This is a genomic window from Desulfovibrio desulfuricans, assembly GCF_004801255.1.
GTDB classification, from domain to species: domain Bacteria; phylum Desulfobacterota; class Desulfovibrionia; order Desulfovibrionales; family Desulfovibrionaceae; genus Desulfovibrio; species Desulfovibrio desulfuricans_C.
In genome coordinates this window covers 1,739,230-1,760,178 of the sequence record NZ_CP036295.1, presented here as the reverse complement: position 1 = coordinate 1,760,178, position 20,949 = coordinate 1,739,230, and the positions used below count along the sequence as shown (strand labels likewise).

Annotated in this window: 18 protein-coding genes; 15 read left to right on the top strand and 3 right to left on the bottom strand. The window is 57.0% G+C overall.

All coding sequences use genetic code 11. The annotated features are described in order from the left end of the window. Nucleotides 1-2: 2 nt before the first annotated feature. From DDIC_RS07315 to DDIC_RS07285, 7 genes are all read left to right on the top strand, one after another. Nucleotides 3-1,475: a 4Fe-4S binding protein gene (locus tag DDIC_RS07315; protein ID WP_136399831.1), complete on the top strand. Its 1,473-nt coding sequence runs from the start codon at nucleotides 3-5 to the stop codon at nucleotides 1,473-1,475. 315 nt (nucleotides 1,476-1,790) lie between these two features. After that, nucleotides 1,791-2,963, top strand: coding sequence for an aminotransferase class I/II-fold pyridoxal phosphate-dependent enzyme (locus DDIC_RS07310; protein ID WP_136399830.1), 1,173 nt, complete (start codon nucleotides 1,791-1,793; stop codon nucleotides 2,961-2,963). Continuing rightward, on the top strand, nucleotides 2,953-3,612 hold the full coding sequence (locus DDIC_RS07305; RefSeq protein ID WP_136399829.1) for a pimeloyl-ACP methyl esterase BioG family protein: 660 nt from the start codon (nucleotides 2,953-2,955) through the stop codon (nucleotides 3,610-3,612). The genes DDIC_RS07310 and DDIC_RS07305 overlap by 11 nt, the downstream gene beginning before the upstream one ends. Next, nucleotides 3,612-4,382, top strand: coding sequence for a methyltransferase domain-containing protein (locus DDIC_RS07300; protein ID WP_136399828.1), 771 nt, complete (start codon nucleotides 3,612-3,614; stop codon nucleotides 4,380-4,382). Before DDIC_RS07305 ends, DDIC_RS07300 begins: the two co-directional genes overlap by 1 nt. A gap of 91 nt (nucleotides 4,383-4,473) precedes the next feature. Next, a complete protein-coding gene (locus tag DDIC_RS07295; protein ID WP_136399827.1) occupies nucleotides 4,474-5,211 on the top strand; it encodes a hypothetical protein in 738 nt (245 codons plus the stop codon). A 275-nt stretch (nucleotides 5,212-5,486) separates the two neighbouring features. Then, nucleotides 5,487-5,900 carry an OsmC family protein gene (locus tag DDIC_RS07290; protein ID WP_136399826.1) on the top strand — a complete coding sequence of 138 codons (414 nt, stop codon included), beginning with the start codon at nucleotides 5,487-5,489 and terminating at the stop codon, nucleotides 5,898-5,900. Nucleotides 5,901-6,615: 715 nt separating this feature from the next. Next, complete coding sequence (locus DDIC_RS07285; RefSeq protein WP_136399825.1) at nucleotides 6,616-7,593, top strand: LysR family transcriptional regulator; 978 nt, start codon at nucleotides 6,616-6,618, stop codon at nucleotides 7,591-7,593. A 217-nt stretch (nucleotides 7,594-7,810) separates the two neighbouring features. Here DDIC_RS07285 and DDIC_RS07280 read toward each other — a convergent pair whose 3' ends face one another. The 3 genes from DDIC_RS07280 to DDIC_RS07270 all read right to left on the bottom strand — a co-directional run bounded on the left by DDIC_RS07280 (nucleotide 7,811) and on the right by DDIC_RS07270 (nucleotide 11,399). After that, nucleotides 7,811-9,304: an outer membrane homotrimeric porin gene (locus DDIC_RS07280; RefSeq protein WP_168732497.1), complete on the bottom strand. Its 1,494-nt coding sequence runs from the start codon at nucleotides 9,302-9,304 to the stop codon at nucleotides 7,811-7,813. Nucleotides 9,305-9,534: 230 nt separating this feature from the next. Next, nucleotides 9,535-10,095: a hypothetical protein gene (locus DDIC_RS07275; protein ID WP_136399824.1), complete on the bottom strand. Its 561-nt coding sequence runs from the start codon at nucleotides 10,093-10,095 to the stop codon at nucleotides 9,535-9,537. Nucleotides 10,096-10,205: 110 nt separating this feature from the next. Beyond that, entirely contained in the window at nucleotides 10,206-11,399 is a 1,194-nt protein-coding gene (locus tag DDIC_RS07270) for an acyl-CoA dehydrogenase family protein (RefSeq protein ID WP_136399823.1), read from the bottom strand. Nucleotides 11,400-12,342: 943 nt separating this feature from the next. Here DDIC_RS07270 and DDIC_RS07265 point away from each other — a divergent pair. From DDIC_RS07265 to DDIC_RS07230, 8 genes are all read left to right on the top strand, one after another. Next, a complete protein-coding gene (locus DDIC_RS07265; RefSeq protein ID WP_136399822.1) occupies nucleotides 12,343-13,563 on the top strand; it encodes a CaiB/BaiF CoA transferase family protein in 1,221 nt (406 codons plus the stop codon). Between the two features lie 143 nt (nucleotides 13,564-13,706). Then, entirely contained in the window at nucleotides 13,707-15,014 is a 1,308-nt protein-coding gene (locus tag DDIC_RS07260; RefSeq protein ID WP_136399821.1) for an MFS transporter, read from the top strand. A 58-nt stretch (nucleotides 15,015-15,072) separates the two neighbouring features. Continuing rightward, entirely contained in the window at nucleotides 15,073-16,218 is a 1,146-nt protein-coding gene (locus DDIC_RS07255; protein WP_136399820.1) for an acyl-CoA dehydrogenase, read from the top strand. A 124-nt stretch (nucleotides 16,219-16,342) separates the two neighbouring features. Further along, nucleotides 16,343-17,110 (top strand): putative electron transfer flavoprotein FixA, encoded by a 768-nt coding sequence (gene fixA, locus DDIC_RS07250; protein ID WP_136399819.1) that lies wholly within the window; start codon nucleotides 16,343-16,345, stop codon nucleotides 17,108-17,110. Between the two features lie 143 nt (nucleotides 17,111-17,253). After that, entirely contained in the window at nucleotides 17,254-18,180 is a 927-nt protein-coding gene (locus DDIC_RS07245) for an FAD-binding protein (protein ID WP_136399818.1), read from the top strand. 58 nt (nucleotides 18,181-18,238) lie between these two features. Continuing rightward, entirely contained in the window at nucleotides 18,239-19,525 is a 1,287-nt protein-coding gene (locus DDIC_RS07240; RefSeq protein WP_136399817.1) for an FAD-dependent oxidoreductase, read from the top strand. After that, nucleotides 19,522-19,806 carry a 4Fe-4S dicluster domain-containing protein gene (locus tag DDIC_RS07235; protein ID WP_136399816.1) on the top strand — a complete coding sequence of 95 codons (285 nt, stop codon included), beginning with the start codon at nucleotides 19,522-19,524 and terminating at the stop codon, nucleotides 19,804-19,806. The genes DDIC_RS07240 and DDIC_RS07235 overlap by 4 nt, the downstream gene beginning before the upstream one ends. Nucleotides 19,807-19,924: 118 nt before the next feature. Next, nucleotides 19,925-20,938, top strand: a complete 1,014-nt coding sequence (locus DDIC_RS07230; protein WP_136399815.1) for an MBL fold metallo-hydrolase — start codon at nucleotides 19,925-19,927, stop codon at nucleotides 20,936-20,938. Nucleotides 20,939-20,949: the final 11 nt, after the last annotated feature.

The window sequence follows — 20,949 nt, the reverse complement described above, 5'->3', positions numbered from 1 at the left end:
CCATGTTGCGATTTGTTCGTATGGTCCTGGCCGCACTGTGTTTTGCCGCGCTGTGCCTGCTGTTTGTCGATGTCAGCGGGCTGGTTGTTCCCTCGTTTGCCGTTATGGCGCGGGTGCAGTTTGTGCCCGCCATACTGGCAGGCAGCGTCGGGGCTGTGGTCGGCGTGTTGCTGCTCACACTGGTGCTGGGCAGGGTTTACTGTTCTGTGTTGTGTCCGCTTGGCGTGCTGCAGGATATTATTGGCGCAAAGGCGGGCAGGTATCGTTTTTATCACTCCTCGCCGCATACGGTTTTGCGGCTGCTGGTGCTGGGCGTGTTTGTGTTTTCGCTGCTGGCTGGCGTTCCTCTGGTGTTTTCGCTGCTTGAGCCGTACAGCGCCTTTGGCCGTATGGCGGCGGATCTGCTGGCCCCCGCGTGGGGGACGGGCAACAACGCTCTTGCCTGGGCCTCCGAACGGGCGGGCAACTACGACGTGGCCCCGGCCATGGTCTGGCAAAAGGGTCTGGCGGCCCTTGCGTCCGCAGTGGGTACGCTCGCCGTCATTGGCGTATTGTCATGGCGCAACGGGCGCTTGTGGTGCAATGCCGTATGCCCGGTGGGAACTTTTTTGGGGTTTTTGAGCCGCTTTTCGCTGTTTCAGCCACGCATTAGCGCGAGCGCGTGCAAAAAGTGCGGCCTTTGCGAAAAAGCCTGCAAGTCCGGCTGCATTGACGCCGAAAGCGGAACCGTGGACGGCAGCCGCTGCGTGGCCTGTTTTAACTGCCTGGACGCCTGCAGGCACAAGGCCATCAGCTATGCGCCAAAGCTGGCTGCAGGCGCGACAGGGACAGGCGGCAGGACAGGCGACAGGACAGGCGGCAAGCCCGACAGCCTGCGGCGCAACCTGCTGGCGGCCCTGGTGGGGGTGGCCGTGCCCGGCGTGGCCTTTGGGCGCAGCGCGTCGTCCATCCCCGCGCTTAGCCGCAAACTTGGCCCAGAGCGGCAGGTCGCCATAGTGCCGCCGGGGGCGCAGTCTGTGCAGCTGCTGAGTGCACGCTGCACCGGTTGTCAGCTCTGTGTCTCGGCCTGCCCCAATCAGGTGCTTAAGTCGACGGACAGCGGCAGCGGCATGCTGCAGCCCACACTTGCCTTTGAGCGCGGGTACTGCAGGGTCAACTGCACAACCTGCTCAGATGTGTGCCCCGCCGGGGCCATACGGCCTGTTACCCCGGCAGAAAAAAGCTCCATGCAGATCGGGCGGGCTGTGGTTGCCCTTGACCGTTGCATCACGGCGACAGACAAGGTGACTTGCACGGCCTGCGCCAAAATTTGTCCGCCGAGGGTCATTAATCTTGTGGGCCCGGACGACGCCCCCAAAAAACCGGTTGTGGATGCGGAGCGCTGCACGGGCTGCGGCGCGTGCGAATACGTTTGCCCGGCCCGGCCCTTTGCGGCCATACATGTGGAGGGCGTAGCGGAGCAGCGGCGCATCTAGCCCGCAGCCGCGCCCTGGCGCAATGGCTGTTTACCGTCAGCATGTGGTTGTCTGCGGGTTTGGCCCCCAGGCAACCATTTGCATTTTTGCCTGTTTTCACACAAAACCATTGTCGCGCAGGCATGTGGCCTTGTGCGGCATTATTGACTTGCGGGGCGTTGAGGGCGACCATACGCTTTTACGCGTTGCACGCCGTATGTTGCCGCCGCATGGCAACTCTGGATTTTGAGTTGTGCAGCGGTTTACTGGCATTATTGGCATTTGGGGGGCGGCCCCTCCGCGCGTGGCGGGGCGCTCTGTGCCTGACAGGTAAAAATGATGATGCAATACCTCAAGTGGCTTGATGAAAAAAAGCAAAACGGCAGCCTGCGCTCCCTGCGCAACATAGACGCGGAGCAGCGCAACAGGCAAAAAGCCGGTGCGCCCTTTATCAACCTGAGTTCCAACGACTATCTTTCTTTTGGCGACGACGCGGCCCTGCGGCAGCAATTCTGGGCGGAGCAGGACGTGGCCTCGCTGCGCATGGGCGCGTGTTCGTCGCGGCTGCTCACGGGAACCTGCGACCAGCAGGAGGCCTTTGAAAGCGAACTGGCCGCCGCTTACGGCGCGGAGGCGGCCCTGGTTTTCGGCAGCGGCTACCACGCCAATCAGGGCATCTTGCCCGCCGTGTGCACGGCGCAAACGCTTATTCTGGCCGATAAGCTCGTGCACGCCAGCCTTATCGACGGCATCCGCATGAGTGAAGCCAGGTGCATTCGCTTCCGGCACAACGATTACCAGCAGCTGGAAGCGCTGGTCGAAAAATACGCCGGACAATACGAAAACATCATCGTGGCGACGGAGTCCATCTTCAGCATGGACGGCGACGCCTGCGACCTGCCCCGGCTGGTTGCGCTCAAAAAGGCCTATCCGACCGTGCAGCTCTATGTGGACGAGGCTCACGCCGTCGGCGTGCGCGGGGCGCACGGGCTTGGCTGCTGCGAGGAGCAGGGCTGCGCGGCCGACATTGACTTTTTGGTGGGCACCATGGGCAAGGCCTGGGCCTCGCTGGGCGCGTACGTCATCTGCACGTCGGCCCTGCGCGAGTATCTGGTCAACACGGTGCGCCCCTTTATTTTTACCACCGCGCTGCCCCCGGTAAACATCGCCTGGAGCCGGTTTGTTCTGGGCAGGTTTTGCTCCGCCGATGCAGCGGCGCGCAGGGCGCACCTTGCCGGGATCGCCGGCATGATGCACGCTTTTGTGGACAGCCTTGGGCAATCCGTGCGCAGCACGTCGCAGATTGTACCCGTCGTCACCGGCGAAAATCAGCGCACGCTGGACATTGCCGGGCATTTGCAGCGCGAGGGCTTTTACATTATGGGCATACGCCCTCCCACGGTACCCGCTGGCGCTTCACGCCTGCGTATTTCGCTCACGGCGGCAACCAGCAGGGATGATGTCGAGGCCCTGATTGCACTGCTTGGCAGGCTGCTGCATGAATATTGATTTTTTGCGGCGCAAGGACAGCCCCACGCTGGAGCTTTTTTTTGCCGGGTGGGGCATGGACAGCCGTCCCTTTGCCTGGGCGGCGGAATCGCCGCAGGTGGCAGACTGCGACTTTGCCGTCTGCTACGACTACACCAGCCTGGCGTTGGACGGCGTGGACTGGCGGCGCTACCGCGAGGTGCGGGTGCGGGCGTGGTCGCTGGGCGTCTACGCCGCATCGCTGGTTTTGCCCGGTTTGAGCTGCGCCGTCAGCACGGCTGTGGCCATCAACGGCACGCTGCGGCCCGTTGACGACGAGTTTGGCATACCGGTTGCCGTATACGACGCCACCATTGAACAATTCAGCGCCGAGAGCCTCGATCGCTTTAACCGGCGCATGTGCGGTGCGCACAAGGCCGTATTTGAGGCGCGTAGACCTTTGCGCGGCGTCGGTTCACTGCTGGATGAGCTGCGCAGCATCAGGGCTTGCGCGGCAGAGGGCGCAAGGCCCCAGTTTACGGGCTGGACAAGGGCCGTGCTGGGTAAAAAAGACAAGATATTTCCTGTCGCAAACCAGCGCCGGGCCTGGGCCGAAACGCCCCTGGCGCAGGCTGTGCTTGAGCTGGACGAGCCGCACTACATGCCGGATATTCCTTTTGTGACAGCGTAATGAGTATGGATACCGCACTGATCAGGCAGCGCTTTAGCGCAGCAGCCGCAAGCTACGAAGCCGAGGCGCTGGCGCAGCGGCGCATCGCCGACCGCCTCTGGACGTTGGCTGCGCCGCGCGTTGCGCCCAAGGCCGCCGTGCTTGAAATCGGCGCGGGCACAGGCCTGCTTACGCGGCGGATTCTTGAGGCGCGCCCCAGCAGCCTGATGCTGAACGATCTGTACATCAGCCCGCAGCTGCAGCAAATCATGGATGCCAACCCCGGTGTTGTCTCCTGCCGCGAGGGCAATGCCGAGAAGCTCTGTTTTGACGGGGCGTTTGATGCCGTGCTCAGTGCCTCTACCGTGCAGTGGTTTGACGACCTCCCGTTTTTTTTTGCCCGATGCGCGCATTTGTTGCCTGCTGGCGGGCTGCTGGCCTTCAGCAGCTTTTTGCCCGGCAACCTGCAGGAGGTCGCGGAGCTGACCGGCGTGGGGCTGGCCTATAGCGAGGCCAAAGCCCTGCGGGGCTACCTCGCGCCGCACTTTGACCTGCAGGTGCTGGAGCAGGGCGAGGTGACGCTGCATTTTGACAGCCCGCGCGACGTGTTGCTGCACCTGCGTCATACGGGCGTAACGGGCATACGGTCTGTTGTATGGGGCAAAAGCAGATACGAGGCATTTGTAAAATCCTACCATGCCCGCTTTGCGGACGGGCAGGGCGTCAGGCTGACCTACCGGCCTGTGTATGTGCTTGCCGCAAGCAGGGGGCTGCTTTGCCCCAGGCCGTAGGCCTGACCGGCTGGCTCCTGCATTCACGGTTTCAGTCTTTTTTCTGTTTATTCCACCACACAAAACCTGCCCGCAAGGGAAGGAGTGTTGCATGAAGCGCTCGCTACTACTTCTGCAACTGTTGGCATTGCTGGTCGCCGTGTGCCACTGGCAGGCGGCCGAGGCCGCGTCCGGCGAAACGCGCGGCGCGGGATACGGTTTTGATTCAGCCAAGGCGTACCTTGAGGCCCGCAGCCGCGATATGACGGATTTTCAAAGCAGGTTTGACAATGACGTTTTTCAGAACCTTGATGCGGCAAATGTCATCAATCTCAAATACAAAACCACGCCGCCAGAGTACGTTCTGTACCGTCTTGATCTGGCAAAAGCCATAGAAGGCAACGCCAAAAAGCCGGAAAAGCTGGACGCCCTGTGCAGGCAGTTTGTCGCGATTGATGCTGCGGAAAAAGACTATGCCGCAAAAATTGCCGCATATAATGAAAATTTGGCGGAAAAGTTTATTCCGCGCGACCAGTATCAGCTGATGGACGAAGATGCTCTGCGTGAGGTGCTCGTGGCCTACCTTGCAGGCAACAGCATGATATACGGATTCAACAATCCGGAATCGTTGCGGATGAGGATAGATAAAGCCGTGCCGTATAAAACGGAAGACGGCGATTTTGGCGTTATGTACTTTGTCCGTATTGGCGACAGGGACAGCGCCGACGATGCAGACCGCGACAGGCTGTATCAGGTCGCCTACGTCAACGGCGATATTGCGAGCTTTGACCCGGTCGCGGACGATGCCGCTGATCTGGCGGTTCTGAAGGTCTGCGGCAAAACGCAGTAGCCGCGCGTTGTTTTTGGCCGGGCTGGTCGTATTCCTCAGTGCGCAAGGCGACAGTCGCCGACAGCTGCCAGCCAGATCGTCTACTGCCCTCAAAGGCTGACAGGCAGGCGCGAATGCCCGGTCAGGGCGCTGAACTTGCCGCCATGCGGCTTCCATTTTTCAACCAGCAGCAAAGGGTATTTTTATAAAAATGTTGCGACGGCTACACCACAAAAATAGGCATTAAGTATCATTGTTAATATTTTTAGCATTTAACAGCTCAGGGAGCGATCAGTATGTCTAATATCAGCGCGACGTATCTTGGCAACCTGCAGATGGAACTTGTCCATAACCTCAGCGGCACCAAAATTTACACCACGCCTACCCCGGATCATGGCGGGTCGGGCCAGTCATTTTCGCCCACAGATCTCTGCGCAGCGGCCTTGTGCTCATGCGCCATGAGCATGCTGGCAACATATGCCGAGAACCACGGTCTAGATGTGACCGGAACAACAATGGAAATATCCAAAAGCATGACGACCGAGGGACCCAGCCGCATCGGGAAGATTGAAATCGTTTTTAACATGCCCGACCGGCAATTCAGCAGCAAGGACAAGACCGTGATGGAACGGGCTGCCAATACGTGCGGCGTTCATCATAGCCTGCACCCTGATGTCGAGCAGGTTTTTACCTTCAAATGGAGCAGCTAGCGCGGGTCGCCCCGTATTCCGGCACGGCATGATACTGAAATATGGGGCAGCTTGAACGGCCGCCGCTTTCGACTGCTGCAACATTGCCTGTCATGTTGCAGCAGTATTTTTTTGCAAAAAAACTTATGATGCATTTAACATGTATTGCAATTTGCAACGTATATATGGTACCATAAAATATGAAAATTTATTTTTATCATGGAATTTTTTATGTTTTGGTTGAGTTGTGCTGCACAGTTGAGGATTGCCATGACTTGCAATTTATGCCTCATGGCAACACTGCACCAGATGCATAAGCCATAAGAGATTACAACGTTGCAGCGGTTTGCTGTGCTGGTTTTTGTCATTTTATCCCTGTTATTCTTTTAGCGCTGGAGGATGCCGCGTTAACTTTTTAGATATGACGTAGCCGTTACACCCATGACGACATGCAGTCGGTGACGCCAGCCGCTGGCAAGCACGGTTTTTAAAAAAAATTAGTGCCGCCCATGAGGTCATGCGCACATTTTGAAGCGCACAGCGCCAAAATTACGGCTTGCAGAGCGCAATTGGGCGCTTGCTCCCTTGACCATGCATGTACTTTGGGTGAGAATAAAATCACATTATGCAACATATTTCGAAACAGGTTGTTGTTCTGGTCTGCGTGAATAGTCTGACCTTATTATTTCTTCTATATCTTTGAACAACAGCTTTGGTTTCATGAGGGAGGGTTTTTATGCTTCCTGAGTTCAGCGGCGATTTTATTCAATGGTTGCGTGGTTTTTATTACACCGCAACGTGCGGCAGCATGACGGCTGCAATGAAGGAGATGAACCGTAACCAGTCTGCGCTCACATATCAGATTCGCAGTCTGGAGCAGGAATTTGGCGTTAAACTTTTTAGCGGTTCAAAGACAAACCGAGTTCTGACTGAAGAAGGAAAATTTTTGCTCAGCAAGGCAATGCTGCTTTTTTCCCAGATTGACGCTCTGCGTGGACAATTGGCGCATCTGCCAGCAACAGTTAAAGGCCCGCTGAGCATCAGTTGCATGTTTTCTTTTTACAACCACATTCTGCCGGATCTGGTGCACAGTTTTTCGCAGCAGTACCCCGAGGTGAGCTTCAGGCTTATTCCCGAGATGCTGGAGAGCAAGCTTTTTGAAGACATTTCTTCCAACAAGGTCGACGTTGGCATTCTGGCCTCAGAGAGGATTCCGGACGATTTTTTGGTCATCCCCCTGTTCAGGACGGACATCACGCTTTTTGCCTCGCCGCAGGCTACAATTCCACCAGAAAACATGCTTGATCTGACCGACATTGCCCAGATGACCATTGTTGCGCCGTCGGTTCATTCGAGCCTATGGCAAAATATTCTTCGTCAGGCGCAGCGCTATGGCGTAAAGCTGAACCCACGGCATATAATCCTGCACCAGGATTGCCTTGTGCGTTGCGTGGCGCAAGGCCTCGGCGTGAGCATGCTCGACCGTTTTGTGCTGGAAGACGCCATTTTTGCGAAAAAAATTCAGGCCGTATCCCTGTCGCGGTTTTTCCGCCCCCGGCAATACTACATGGTGCTGTCGCAGTCGGGCGCGTACCAGTATCCGCAGGTTAAGGCCTTTTTGAATTTCATGAAGCAGCAGTTTGAAATTGCTGACGACAAGCAGGATGATAGCCGCAACGAAACCATCGAAGATGCCGAGGTTGCCCTGCTCTGACCGTTTACTGATCATTTTGCCATGCGGCGAGGGCATTGGGCGTATCTGGTTGCGCGCAATGCCCTCGTTGCCTTTGGTGCGCAGTCTCGCGGCGATAGTAACCGGCACGCTGTAGCAATGTAGAAAAAGCGAGCCAGGGCACATGGTTAGCAAGCATGTGCCCTGGCTCTGCGTGTTGTGACTGCCGGGACGTCAAGGAGGGTACGACCCTGGCAGGCTAGAAGGAATAGATGAAGTTTACGTTAATGTTCCATGCGTCGTACATGGCGTCGCTTTTGTTGTTCATCTTGCTCTGGCCCCACACGGTGCGGCTCTGGTCCATCATCAGCTTGATATAGGCGATGTCAAAGCAGACGGTGAGGTTGTCGTACATCTTGTATTCGTTGTTCAGGTTAAATTCGATGGCGCCGTCGTTGCGCGTCATGTACAGCCCCTCCTTGCCCAGGACCGTGGCATTGGGGGCCAACCATTCGCCGGTTCTGGCGGCAAGCTTTTTCAGCAGGGCCGGATCGTTGGTGCCGCCGATGTAGTTAACGCGCACGGTGTGGGTGAGCTTGTCCACAAAACTGATATTTCTGGTGTACAGACCGACGCCCCACGTGCCGCCCATGTTGTGGGCAATGGTGCTGTCGCGGAAGGTGTTGGGCCTGCCGCCGTTGAAGGCGAAGGTGCCGAAGGAGCCAGCGCCGCCTTCGTCCAGATTGGTGTAGGGCAGGCGCTCTGACCCGTTGCCCGGATTGTCGTCGTCGCCGGATGAATACCAGGCATGGATGCCGGGAATACCCCAATCGAGGGCATATTCCGCAAGGGCGTCGGCCAGCCAGCCGGAGCGGTTGGACGACGGATCGTCACGCGTGATGGAGCCGTAGTTGAAATCCCACGCCAGACGCAGGGGCGCAAACGCGCTCACATCACCGGTAAGGCCGCCCCACACGGCATTGCCGTAACCGGTCAGCTTCTGGTTATGGGTGCTGCCGTAGAGCGGATAAAGGCCGGCAAGATAATAGTTGCTGGTCTGGGCCGGTATGTAGCTTGTGGCGCTGGTGCGGAAGGCGTTGGGGCCAAACATGCCGTACATCGCCCAGGGGGTAACCTTTACGCCGTCAAAGCTCAGCGGCAGCGACAGGGCGAACAGGTCGACATTATCCATGTAGTTGGCCCGGTAGCCGTCGGGATAGCCGCTGTAGTTATCGTTGTAAGGGCGGGCCCACACGGTGGTAAGGCCAACATTGTCATTGAACTGGTAGCTGCCTGTAATGGCTGCCACGTCTGCCGAAATGATCTGCGAAGTGGTGGTGAAGCTGGGCAGGGTAAAGTTCTGTATGCCCATGCGAAACTTTGCCTCTGTTTGCGGAACAATCCAGTCGAGGTAGGCATTCTTGAGCTCAACTACTGTGCCGTCCGCCCCAAGGGCTGCGCCCTGCGACGACTTGCCCCAGGTCTGGTCGCCTATTTCAAAATATACTGTGCCGGAAAGGCTTTCAGAAGCCACGGCATCCATTTGCAGGCGAACACGCTGCGATGGGCTGAACTCGTCCGTGCGCGAGTTGTAGCCGGTGTTTTTTGACCCGCCAGAGGTGAAGTTGCCGTGCTGGCCGTAATCAAATCCAAAAACCCACTGCCCCTTGGCTTTTAGATCAACAGCCTGAGCCCCGGCGCTGACCCCCAAAAGCATGCCTGCGGCACACAGTAAAACCAGAATCTTCCTCATTGAACGGTCTCCTTTGTCGTTTGGGTTGCGTACCGCGCATTTCCCCTGTCGCGGCATTCCATTTCTGGCAAATTCAAATCCGCAAGACTGGTTGTACTGCTGTCACAGTTTTGCAAGCATTGCAGTGTCTGTGATTGATCCAGTCTTTCTATTTATTATGAACTGTAATACAGTCTATATTTTGTAATGTAATTAGACGCATACTTACAATAAATAGTGTTTATACCATGCTATTTTGGCAATTTTTGCAAAAAATATTGAGAAATTTTATCCATATTTAGAACATATATGCTGCTTCCACCGGTATATACGTAGATTGCGCAGCCTTTTTTACAGCAATAAAGACACTGCTCGCAGACATCCTTGTCGCAGTAGGCGTAGGCATCTTCGTCAGAGAGGGGAAAAACAACAGGCGGTAGTTTGGCGGCGCTGACATGCTTGAGGTACACGCCAGTGTAAGTCTGCAAGGCTATCCAGAGGGGGGGCGTGGCGGCATTGTTCCAGCGCACCCTTACGGCATTGTTGTTAAGGCCCCCCACAATTTCATAATCGAGGTCCAGCGCGTTTGCAGCGTCTTGCGGCGATTGGGGCCGCAAGAGCCGCAAGGGCCGCCCGCAGCACTCTGGAGCGCGCGATGACGCCGCAAGCGAGGCTGCCGTGTTGTCCTCGCTCAGGTACTCGTGCAGCAGGCGCGCGCAGCTCTCGCAGTGCCAGAATTGCAGCGCCGCGTGCTTTATCCATGGCTTTCGGGGCAGTTTGCAGCGCAGAGGGCTGAAGGGCGGCTGAGGCATGGTGTATATCCTGGTTGCAGGGTTTGCAGATTTTGCAAAAGGCCATCGGCCAGAGCCGATGGCCTTTTGGTGGAAGCACGCCTGGCAAGGGCGTGGAGGAGGTGTATCTGCTAGGCGTCGAACTCGGAGTAACCCAAAACGCCGCCGTGCTTGATTGCCTGCCGGGAGATGGTGATGCGCTGTACTGTGGGAGTGCCTTCTTCCAGCCACATGGCGCGGCAGTCGCGGTACAGACGTTCGACAGGGCCGTATTCGCAGTCTTCGAAGTAGCCAATGCCGCCGAAGATCTCGAGCATTTCGTCAGAAACCACCTTGGTGGTCCAAATGCTGAACAGCTTGCACATGGCAGCCTTTTCTTCGATGTATTCGCCCTTGGGGTTGTTTTCGTAATCCTTGGCGAAGTCATAAACCATGGTGCGCAGTGCATGCACATGGGTGGCCATGTCGGCGATCTTCATGCGGATGGCCTGACGCTCGATGATGGGCTTGCCAAAGGTCACGCGGTCGTGGGCGCGCTTCATGGCCAGTTCGAGCATGCGCTGGGCCATGCCAAGGTTGCTGGCGGCAATGTGCACGCGCGAGACGGAGAGCGAGTGAATGGCAATTTCAAGGCCCTGGCCTTCTTTGCCGAGCAGGTATTTTTTGTTCACGCGCATGTTGGTGAACTTCTGGCCGGTGTGACCAGCGCCGCGGCAACCCATCATGTGGGGCATGGGGGTCAGCTCGTAGCCGGGGGTGTCGCAGGGCACCATGAAGGTGGACAGGCGGTGATCCTTGTCGGCATCGGGGTTCGTGACCACAGTGATGTAAGAGTAGTTGCAGCAGTCGGTGTGGGAGATGAGGTACTTTTCGCCGTTGATGACATAGTCGTCGCCGTCACGCACGGCAAAGGACTGAATGTCGGCGCCTGTGCCGCCCTTTTCTTCGGTAACGGCCCAGCTGGTGAACACGCTGCGGTCCTGGAATCCGGGCATGAGCTCTTTTTTCAGCGCTTCTGTGCCGTAGTCGTAGAGGGGGCGCCAGTTCAGGTCCATGGCGTAGTGCAGGTGCATGCGAATGCCGCCGGGGCCACGGCTGAATTCTTCCTGAATGCGCAGGATGTCGGTTTCAGAGAGGCCCCATCCGCCGAATTCAACGGGTACCGAGCAACGGTAAAGGTCGTTCTTGATGCCCAGTTCGTAAAATTCCTTGGGGAAAACGTTGGTTACTTCGATTTCCTTCTGCAATTCTTCAAAGGGGCCTTCCGCCAGTGCGCGAATCTGCTTCAGATAGGCGTCAAATTCAGTCTTGCTCAACTTGCCCATTTCATTTCTCCTTAACATACTGTTGCAGTTGATTAGAAAAAAAACATACAATGTTGCTTTGAGCAGCCGTGTATATTTACCTTTACTTTTCTGAAATACATAATCAGTAAAATATCTTTTTCGGTCAAATTGATTATGGGCAGGCGATTGATATTGAAAATTTTTATAGGTGCGGCATCAAAATAGCTGGATACATCTCAAAAAGTTATATTTTATTGTAATATTATGGTATGTTATTGAATGTATCGTAAAATTGTTGCCGTGCTGGTTGCGCGATGATTATCAAAATGATTGCCGCAGAAAGTGGTTTTTTTGAAATAAATTTCACAAAAGCCCCCCTGGGGGCAAAAATGAGAGGTTCATGCAAGTCTTTGCGTGAAAAAAAGTTCATATGGGCGCATTTGCAATCAAATTGGTTGATTATTCAACCATTGAGGATGTTTTTAACGCGTCAGGGGAGAGCACTATATTAATGTAGGGATGTAGATCGGCGGTGGGGCCCGTTGGGGAGGTTTTAATAAATTTGTCACATTTTAAAAAAATATAATTAAAATTTACAGCATGTTAAAAGGTAATTGACTTATTATTGCAACGTGCGGCCAAAAAAAACGGGGTTGAGAAAGGTCTTGAGCGCCTTTGTTTGATAAAAAATTCACATTCTTCGGATTTTTGATCAAAGTAACTGATCGTTTGTTGAAACGGATTAATATACAGCTGGCCATTCGGTCAGCTGTTTTTTTGTAACTATATATAATAATTAATATAAAAAAATTACGAAGACAAAAAAATTGATCATATATCAAAAAGTTTGCAGGCATATTGTTGAAGATTATAAATTTGACTTTTTTTACGTAAATGAAGTTAATGTAAGCAATCTTTGACAGGTGTTTAACTGTGTATTGCGGATAGTAAAATAAATTCAAATGTAGACATGGAGAGTTCAATGACAAGGCACAAACCGTTGGAGGGCGTCAGGGTTGTGGAGTTGGCTACCTATGCGGCGGCGCCTGCTGCGCTGCGCGTTCTGGCCGACTGGGGGGCTGAGGTGTGGAAGGTCGAATCGTTTGACGGCGATCCCTACCGCCGCCAGGCGCCGGTTTTCAACATTCCCCTGATGGAAGACGAAAATCTGTCCTTTGATATGACCAGCCTGAACAAAAAATTTGTGGCGCTCAATCTCAAGAACGCCGGGGGCATGCAGGCCCTGCACAGCATGCTGCAAAATGCCGATGTGCTGGTGACCAGCTTTCGCCAGAAGGCTCTGGACAAACTGGGGCTCAGCTATGACGTCCTGAAAGACAAATACCCTCGCCTGGTCATGGCCCAGATGTTTGGCTATGGCGACAAAGGTCCCGAAAAGGATACCGCCGGTTATGACGTGACCTGCTACGTGGCGCGCGGCGGTATCCTCGGGTCATTCCACGAACGCGGAACCTCGCCCATCAACGAGCCAAACGCCTTTGGCGATTATCAGGTGGCCCTTACCCTTGCCTCCGGTATTTGCGCGGCCCTGTATGCCCGCGAAAAGACCGGCAAGGGCGACCGCGTGGTCACTTCGCTTTTTCATCAGGCACTCTGGGCCATGTCTGTGCCCATCATGTCCTCGCAGTACGGCAACACGTACCCCAAGTCGCGCATGGAAGTGGCAAACCCCTTCAACAATACCTACCGCACCAGCGATGACCGCTGGCTGATAATCTGCGTGCCCGACTACGACGTGTATTTCCGCAAGATGATGGGCCTCTTTGGGCGCGAAGACGTCTTCGAAGATGAAGACATCAACACCATCGGCAATGTGCTGGCCCGCAAAACTCAGTCCAAGGCCATCGGCATCATCGGCGAATCCATGGGCAAAAAGCCCCTGGCCGAATGGCTCAAGATCTTTAAGGAAAATGACGTTCCCTGCGAAAAGGGCGCGCTGCCTTCCGAAATTCTTGATGATCCCCAGGCATGGGCCATCGACGGCCTGCGCAAGGTCACCTACCCCAGCGGCAACGAACGCGTCATCACCACCACCCCCGTGCGATTTGAAAGCATGGGCGACCCTGACGCCGTCATTGCCCGTGGCCTTGGTGCGGATACTGCCTCGGTGCTCAAAGACTGCGGCTACCCCGACGCCGACATCGGCAAGATGCAGCAGGATAAGGCCATCATCTGCGGCTAGTTTTTTAGGCGGGCGATGGTTCTGGCGTGGGACATAAAACCCCGCCAGTCGGGTTGATACTGTTTTTTCAACAAGAAAACCGGGTGCAGCGGTGTTGCCCTGCACCCTCATAGCCACAGCGGCGTGCGCCGAAGGAAATAACTATGTCTGATGCAATCGGTAACAGAAGATGGTGGACACTTGGCCTGTTCTTTTTGTGTTACACGGTGCTCTATATGGCCCGAGCCAGCGTTTCCATGGCCGGGCCTTCCATGATCGCCTTCTACGGCTGGTCAAAAACTGAATTTGGTCTTGTTTCTACGGCCTTCTTTCTTGGGTATGCCAGCACCATGGTGCTGGGCGGGGTTCTGGCCGACAAGTTTGGCGGCGGCAGGGTGCTGTGCGTGGCTGCCGTGCTTTGGTCCGTCTTTGTTTTTATCACGCCGCTGCCTCTGGGCGTGCCGCTGGTGCTGATGATCGTTGTGCGTGCTGGCTGCGGTATGGCTCAGGGCGTGGCCCTGCCATCCATGACCAGCATGATAGCCAAGTGGGTTCCCAAAAAGGAATCGGGGGTGGCCCAGGGCGTTTCGCTCATCGGCGTGGCAGCCGGTCTTGCCGTGACCATGCCCTTGGCTGCCTGGGTCATCAATACCTGGGGCTGGCAGAAGGTCTTTTATGCCTTTTCGATTCTTGGGCCCATCTGGGTGCTGATATGGCTCAAGTTTGGCTACCAGTCACCGGCTGAAGACCCCAATATTTCCAGCTCGGAGCTCAACTACATTCACGGCGCTGCCGCCGCTTCTGCTGCGCAGGCTGCCTCCGTATCCGCCGATGACCCGGACCAGATGCTGACCGCCAAGGAGGCCTACGCCCAGCCCGCCGTGTGGTTTGGCGCCATATCCTTCCTGTGCACGCACTTTCTGTTCTACCTCTTTATGACCTGGCTGCCCACGTACTTTGCCGACGGGCGCGGCCTTTCCGTTACGGGCAGCGCTGTTTCGTCCATGCTGCCTTATGTCGCCGCCATGTTTACGTACCCCATTGGCGGTCTGCTGGCCGACAAGTGCGCCGTTTACTTTGGCGACAACATTGGCCGCAAGATTCTGCCCTGCGTGGGCCTTATCGCCTCCGCCGCGCTGCTGTATCTGGCCACCACTGCCTCCAGCACCATGGCCGCCACGGCGCTGGTTTCGGCCTCCAACGGTTTTCTCTGCCTGACCATGGGCGGGTTCTATTCCATCCCCATCGTTTTTTCCAAGCGCCATGCGGGCAAGCTCGTTGGCATCTGGGCCACCTTTGCCTCGATTGGCGGCATTCTTGCCCCCACGGTCACAGGCGTGCTGGTGGACAAGTACGGCTATGATTTTGCCCTCAGCTTTGGCGCGGGCACAGCCGTACTTGGCGCGCTGATGCTCGTCTTTGTGCGGGTGGCCCCCTTTGGTGAGGCCGTTGCCCGTACGCGCAACGCGTAATCAAGATTAACCAGGGCCGCACGGCAACGCGTGCGGCCCTTCAGAAAAGGAGTTTGAGATGGATTTCAGGCTTACGGAAGAACAGGAACTGCTGCTCGCCAGCGTGCGCGAAATGATGCAGCGCGACTTTCCTGACGAGTATTTTCGCAAGTGCGACCTTGATCGCCGCTTTCCCGTGGAATTTATGACCGCCATGGCGGAAAACGGCATTTCCCTGCTGGGTGTTCCCGAAGAGTTTGACGGCGTCCCTGCTGACATGTTGACCCAGATGCTGATCATTGAAGAGCTGGCCCGCATGGGCGGCACTGGCTATCTGCTGACCAACGCCTTGTGCGTGCACAACATGGTGAGCTGGGGCAGCAGGGATCAGCTGGAAAAAACCGTGGAGAGCGCCCAAAAGGGCATTCCGGCCTATTCTCTGCTGTTTACCGAACCGCAGGCCGGTTCGGACAACAATCTGCTTGCCACCACCGCCACGCGCAGCAACGGCAAGGTGTACCTCAATGGGCAAAAGACCTTTATCACCGGTGCGCGCGACTTTCCCTACATGCTTGTGCTGGCCCGCGACGCCGAGCCCAAGGATCCCAAGCGCTGCTTTACCATGTGGTGGGTTGATCCCCAGGCTCCCGGCGTAAAAATTCAGGACCTTGTCAAGATCGGCTGGCACCAGATCAGCAACTGCGAAGTGTACTTTGACAACGTGGAGCTTGAAGAAAGCGCCATGGTCGGCAAGGAAGGCTACGGCTTCATCCACTTGATGAAGAATTTTGAAATCGAACGCCTTGTCATTGCCGCCTATGCCTGCGGCATGGCGCGCTGCGCATACGAAGACGCCGTGCGCTACGCCAACCAGCGGCAGCAGTTTGGTCAGTCCATCGGCCAGTTCCAGATGATTCAGGAAAAGATCGTGGACATGGCCATACAGATCGAGAACATGCACAACTTTGTCTGCAAAGTGGCATGGCAGAACGACAACAACGAGACGTTGCGTATTTCTTCCGCCCTGTGCAAGCGCTTTTGCGCCAAAACCGCTGGCGAAGTCATTGATGCCGCCATGCAGGTCATGGGCGGGGTTGGCTACACCGAAGACGTGCGCATCTCCCGCCTCTGGCGCGACGTGCGCATTACCCGCATGGCTGGCGGCACTGACGAGATCATGGTCTACATCGCCGCCCGGCAGATTTTGAAAGAATATGAGGGCTAGGGCTTTTTTATACTGAAAACGCCGGGGCGGCCGCCAGCGCTGCCGCCCGCCATTGCCCAAAAGCCGCGCAAGACACTGCAGCCTGCTGCACTGCGCCGTACCCCCGAACCCAAGAGAGCACACCATGAAAATTATCGTTTGCTGCAAAATTGTGCCTGAGGAACAGGATATCGTCGTCAACGCCGACAGGTCCGTGGACACGGGAAAGGCCGCGCTCAAGATCAGCCAGTACGATCTTAATGCCATCGAAGCCGCCATGTGCCTGGCAGGCGAGGGCGACGAAGTTGTGGCCCTGAGCGCCGGGCCTGCAAAAAATCTTTCCAATTCAAAAATCTGCAAGGACATCCTTTCGCGCGGTCCGGCGCGTCTGGAGCTGGTGTCTGATGACAGCCTGGCCGGAGCCCTGCCCGATGTAACCGCCCAGATTCTGGCCGCCGCCATCCAGAAAATCGGTTTTGACCTTGTGCTGTGCGGCGAAGGCTCCGGCGATCTGTACGCCCAGCAGGTGGGCATTCTGCTGGGTGAAAAGCTGGGCGCGGCCAATATCAACGTTGTGCAGTCCATCGCCCGCGAGCAGGGCGCGCTGCTGGTCGAGCGCGCCCTTGAGGACGAAACCGAAGTGCTGCGCATACCTCTGCCCGCCGTGCTCAGCCTCACCAGCGACATCAATGTACCCAAAATCCCCACCATGAAGGCAATTCTGGCCGCCGGCAAAAAGCCCGCCAACGCAGTCTCGTGCGAGGATCTCGGCGCCGATCTGCATGGTGTGGCCAGCATGCTGTCTGTGCTTGCGCCCGAACAGGCCGACCGCCTGCACAACGTTGTTGAAGGCGATTCGGAAGAGCAGGTTGCCGCATTTGTGGAAAATGTGCGCAAGGCCCTGCAACGCTAAGTACAGTACCCGGAAACTGGCCTCCTCCTTATTGGGCGGCCAGGCGGCGCACCTCGACGCGCCGCGATGAAACCGGTGGGGGATTGCATTGTCGCCGTGCGGCAAGCCCCCGCAAACATGCCAGCCAGTTAGGAGGCAATTTCATGAACAAGGCACCCAATGCATTTGTGATCTGCGCCAAACCCGCCCGTTTTGCAGACCTTATCCCTGGCGCGGCAAGCCTTGCCGACACGGTTTGCGCCGTGTTTGTCGGCAGCGCCGCAGAGGCGGGAGACGTTTTTGCTCAGGGCGCGGGCCGTCTTTGCCTGCTGCCCGCAAAATCGGGCTATATATTTGAAGATTACGCGCCTTCCATGGCGGCCGCCATCAAGGCGGCGGGCAAGAGCGTTGTGCTGCTGCCCAATGACCGGCGCGGCAAGGCCATGGCCGCCAAGCTTGGCGCACTGCTCAAGGCCGCTGTTGTCAACGACGTCATGGGCGTCGAAGAAGACGGCAGCCTCGCCCACATGGTTTACGGCGGTCTGGCCGTGGGCAGACGGCAGAGCCTGTCGGACGTGACCATCATGACGGTGGGCGGCGGCGTTTTTGAGCCTGCCGCAGCCACCGGCGGCCAGGGCGAAACTGTGGAGCTTGGCTTTGTGGAGCCTGCCGCCCGCATAACTCTTGTTGAAGTAAAACCCAAGGCCTGCGCCCGCGTGGATATCGCCAAGGCCCGCCGCATAGTTTCCGTGGGCCGTGGTTTTGCCCGGCAGGAAGATCTGTCTCTGGCAAAAAGTCTGGCTTCTGCCATAGACGCCGAGCTTGCCTGCTCCCGTCCCATTGCCGAAGGCGAGCTGTGGATGGAGCGCGAGCGTTACGTGGGTGTTTCCGGCGCCATGGTCAAGGCCGACATGTATCTTGCCGTGGGTATCTCCGGGCAGATCCAGCACATGGTGGGCGCGCGCGACTGCAAAACCATCGTTGCCATAAACAAGGACAAAAACGCCGCCATCTTCAAGTTTGCCGACTACGGCATTGTTGGCGACCTGTACAAGGTCCTTCCCGCTCTGACCAAGGCACTGAAAAACTGACCGGGGCCCGACCCCTGCGCGTGATGCGCAGACATCGGTCAAGACAAGCAGGTAGAATATGTCTGAAGATCAAGTTGACCTCATCGTAGTAGGCGCAGGCCCGGCGGGCAGCACTGCGGCGCTGGTGGCAGCACGTGCCGGACTGGACACGCTGCTCATTGAGCGCGGCAATTTTGCGGGCGCCAAAAACATGACCGGCGGGCGGCTGTACGCCCACAGCCTTGAAAAGCTGCTGCCCGGTTTTGCGGAAGAAGCGCCCGTGGAAAGGGTAGTAACCCGCGAGCGCATTTCCATGCTCAACGAAACCGACGCGGTTACGGTGGAATATGCGGCTCCCCGGTCGCAGGTCGCTGCCTCCCGTTCATATACGGTATTACGCACGTCTTTTGACCAGTGGCTGTGCAGCAAGGCCGAAGAGGCAGGCGCGCAGCTGGTGCCTGGCGTGCGCGTGGACGAACTGCTGGTTCGCGACGGCAAGGTCTGCGGCGTTCGCGCCGGCGACGAAACGCTGGAGGCCCGTGCGGTCATCCTGGCAGACGGCGTCAATTCGCTGCTTGGCACGCAGCTGGGCATGGTCAGGGCCGTCAACACCCACACCTGCGCGGTGGGCGTCAAGGAAGTGCTGGAGTTCACCCCCCAGCAGATGGCCGACCGTTTTGCCTGCACCGGCAACGAGGGCACAGCGTGGCTCTTTGCCGGTATGCCTTCCGGCGGCTACATGGGCGGCGGCTTTTTGTACACCAACGCCTCCAGCGTTTCCCTGGGCGTTGTTTTTGGCCTGCACAACATGGACAAGGTTGGCAAATCCGTACCGCAGATGCTCGAGGACTTTCGCAGTCATCCCGCTGTGGCTCCTCTGCTTGAAGGCGGTAAGCTGGTCGAATACTCGGCCCATGTAGTGCCCGAAGGCGGCTACGCCATGGTGCCCGATCTGGTGCGCGACGGCGTGCTGCTGGCGGGCGATGCTGCGGGCCTGTGCCTTAATGTGGGCTACACGGTGCGCGGCATGGATCTGGCCATCGCTTCGGGCGAGGCTGCAGCGCAGGCCGTCATCGCAGCCAAACAGCACGACGACTTCAGCGCTGCCGGTTTTGGCGGTTACAGGCAGGCCCTGGAAGACAGCTTTGTGCTCAAAGACCTGAAGCTCTACCGCAATCTCCCCCACACCCTTGACAACAACCGTATCTTTTCCGCCTACCCCGATATGGCGGCCGGAATAATGGCGGACATGTTTAACGTCAACGGCCCTTCTGCGCCGTTGCGCAACAAATTGTGGGGACGGGCCAAAAATGTGGGCCTGCTCAACCTGCTGAAAGACGGCATCAACGTCATGAGGTCGCTATGAGCACAGTCAATGTCGATATGAAGCTGGGCGTGGACAAGTTTTTTGTGGATGAGGGCAATGCCCACATCACTCTTGTGGACAACCCCGACCCCAGGGAGTTTGCCAAGCTCGAAAAAGCCTGTCCGGCGGGCCTGTACAAACGCGACGACAACGGCGGTTTTCATTTTGACTACGCTGGCTGCCTTGAGTGCGGCACCTGCCGCATAGTGGCTGGCAACACGGTGCTTTCCAAGTGGGAATACCCGCAAGGAACCATGGGGGTCGAGTTTCGCTACGGCTAGGCCCGTACGCGTAATGCCATGGAACCGTCCTGCGGCGGTTGCGCCAAAAACCGCCGCAGGACTCAACAGAAACTACACGGCGAGCAACGTTGTTTCCCCTTACTAGTGCAGGTGCCCCATGGTTTTTGAAGAATTGCCCGGTTTATTCCGCATAGAAGTGCCGTTGCCTGGCAGCCCCTTGAAACAGCTCAACGCGTATCTGGTCAGAGGCCATGATCGGCACCTGCTTGTGGATAACGGCTTCAACATGGCCGAGTGCGAGCAAGCCCTGCGTCAGGCGCTGCAAGAGCTGGATGTCCCGGTGGAAAAGCTGGATTTTTTTCTCACCCATCTGCACAGCGATCACAACGGCCTCACCTCGGTGTTGCGTACGCCGGAAGCGCGCATTTTTTGCAGTGAAAAAGACGGCAACCATATCAACAGGTTTATTGAAGACGAACACGTCTGGACAAACATGATGCGTAGCCTGGGGAAGCACGGCTTTCCCGATTGCGCGCTGGACGAGCTGCTGCGCTCGCACCCGGGTAGAATCTACGCCTCGCCGGAACCGTTGCCCATCACGCCGGTGAGCGATGGGCAACTTGTCACCTGCGGCAACTACATTTTTATGGTCATTGACGTGCCTGGGCACACGCCGGGGCATGTGGCGCTTTTTGATCCGCAACGGCGCTTTCTTATCTGCGGCGACCACGTGCTTGGTTCCATCACGCCCAATATTACGGCCTGGGCCGATGTGGAAGATTCCCTGGGCGATTACCTGCGCAGCCTCGACAAAATTTTGCGCCTGCCCGTACAGCAGTCCTACCCCGGCCACCGCGCCATTATCCCCGATACCCACGTGCGCGTGCGGCAACTGCATAATCACCACGAAAGAAGACTGAGCGAGGTGCTCGCCATAGTTGGCAAGCTTGGCACCGTGTCGGCCTTTGCCGTAGCTGCGCGCATGCACTGGGCCCTGCGGGGCACCTGGGAGAGCTACAGGGTGCAGCAGCAGTGTTTTGCGGTGGGCGAGGCCGTGGCGCACCTTGATCATCTGGCAGTGCTCGGCAGGCTGCGGCGCATGGAAGATGTTGCGGGAAGCGTAACCTACGCCGAAGTGCAAACTTCTGACCGCGGAACCTCGCGGCCTTAACAGGAATGGTG

Coding starts and splice junctions, on each gene's coding strand:
- DDIC_RS07315 (WP_136399831.1), top strand. CDS start 3: ATGTTGCGATTTGTTCGTATGGTCCTGGCCGCACTGTGTTTTGCCGCG.
- DDIC_RS07310 (WP_136399830.1), top strand. CDS start 1,791: ATGATGATGCAATACCTCAAGTGGCTTGATGAAAAAAAGCAAAACGGC.
- DDIC_RS07305 (WP_136399829.1), top strand. CDS start 2,953: ATGAATATTGATTTTTTGCGGCGCAAGGACAGCCCCACGCTGGAGCTT.
- DDIC_RS07300 (WP_136399828.1), top strand. CDS start 3,612: ATGAGTATGGATACCGCACTGATCAGGCAGCGCTTTAGCGCAGCAGCC.
- DDIC_RS07295 (WP_136399827.1), top strand. CDS start 4,474: ATGAAGCGCTCGCTACTACTTCTGCAACTGTTGGCATTGCTGGTCGCC.
- DDIC_RS07290 (WP_136399826.1), top strand. CDS start 5,487: ATGTCTAATATCAGCGCGACGTATCTTGGCAACCTGCAGATGGAACTT.
- DDIC_RS07285 (WP_136399825.1), top strand. CDS start 6,616: ATGCTTCCTGAGTTCAGCGGCGATTTTATTCAATGGTTGCGTGGTTTT.
- DDIC_RS07280 (WP_168732497.1), bottom strand. CDS start 9,304: ATGAGGAAGATTCTGGTTTTACTGTGTGCCGCAGGCATGCTTTTGGGG.
- DDIC_RS07275 (WP_136399824.1), bottom strand. CDS start 10,095: ATGCCTCAGCCGCCCTTCAGCCCTCTGCGCTGCAAACTGCCCCGAAAG.
- DDIC_RS07270 (WP_136399823.1), bottom strand. CDS start 11,399: ATGGGCAAGTTGAGCAAGACTGAATTTGACGCCTATCTGAAGCAGATT.
- DDIC_RS07265 (WP_136399822.1), top strand. CDS start 12,343: ATGACAAGGCACAAACCGTTGGAGGGCGTCAGGGTTGTGGAGTTGGCT.
- DDIC_RS07260 (WP_136399821.1), top strand. CDS start 13,707: ATGTCTGATGCAATCGGTAACAGAAGATGGTGGACACTTGGCCTGTTC.
- DDIC_RS07255 (WP_136399820.1), top strand. CDS start 15,073: ATGGATTTCAGGCTTACGGAAGAACAGGAACTGCTGCTCGCCAGCGTG.
- fixA (WP_136399819.1), top strand. CDS start 16,343: ATGAAAATTATCGTTTGCTGCAAAATTGTGCCTGAGGAACAGGATATC.
- DDIC_RS07245 (WP_136399818.1), top strand. CDS start 17,254: ATGAACAAGGCACCCAATGCATTTGTGATCTGCGCCAAACCCGCCCGT.
- DDIC_RS07240 (WP_136399817.1), top strand. CDS start 18,239: ATGTCTGAAGATCAAGTTGACCTCATCGTAGTAGGCGCAGGCCCGGCG.
- DDIC_RS07235 (WP_136399816.1), top strand. CDS start 19,522: ATGAGCACAGTCAATGTCGATATGAAGCTGGGCGTGGACAAGTTTTTT.
- DDIC_RS07230 (WP_136399815.1), top strand. CDS start 19,925: ATGGTTTTTGAAGAATTGCCCGGTTTATTCCGCATAGAAGTGCCGTTG.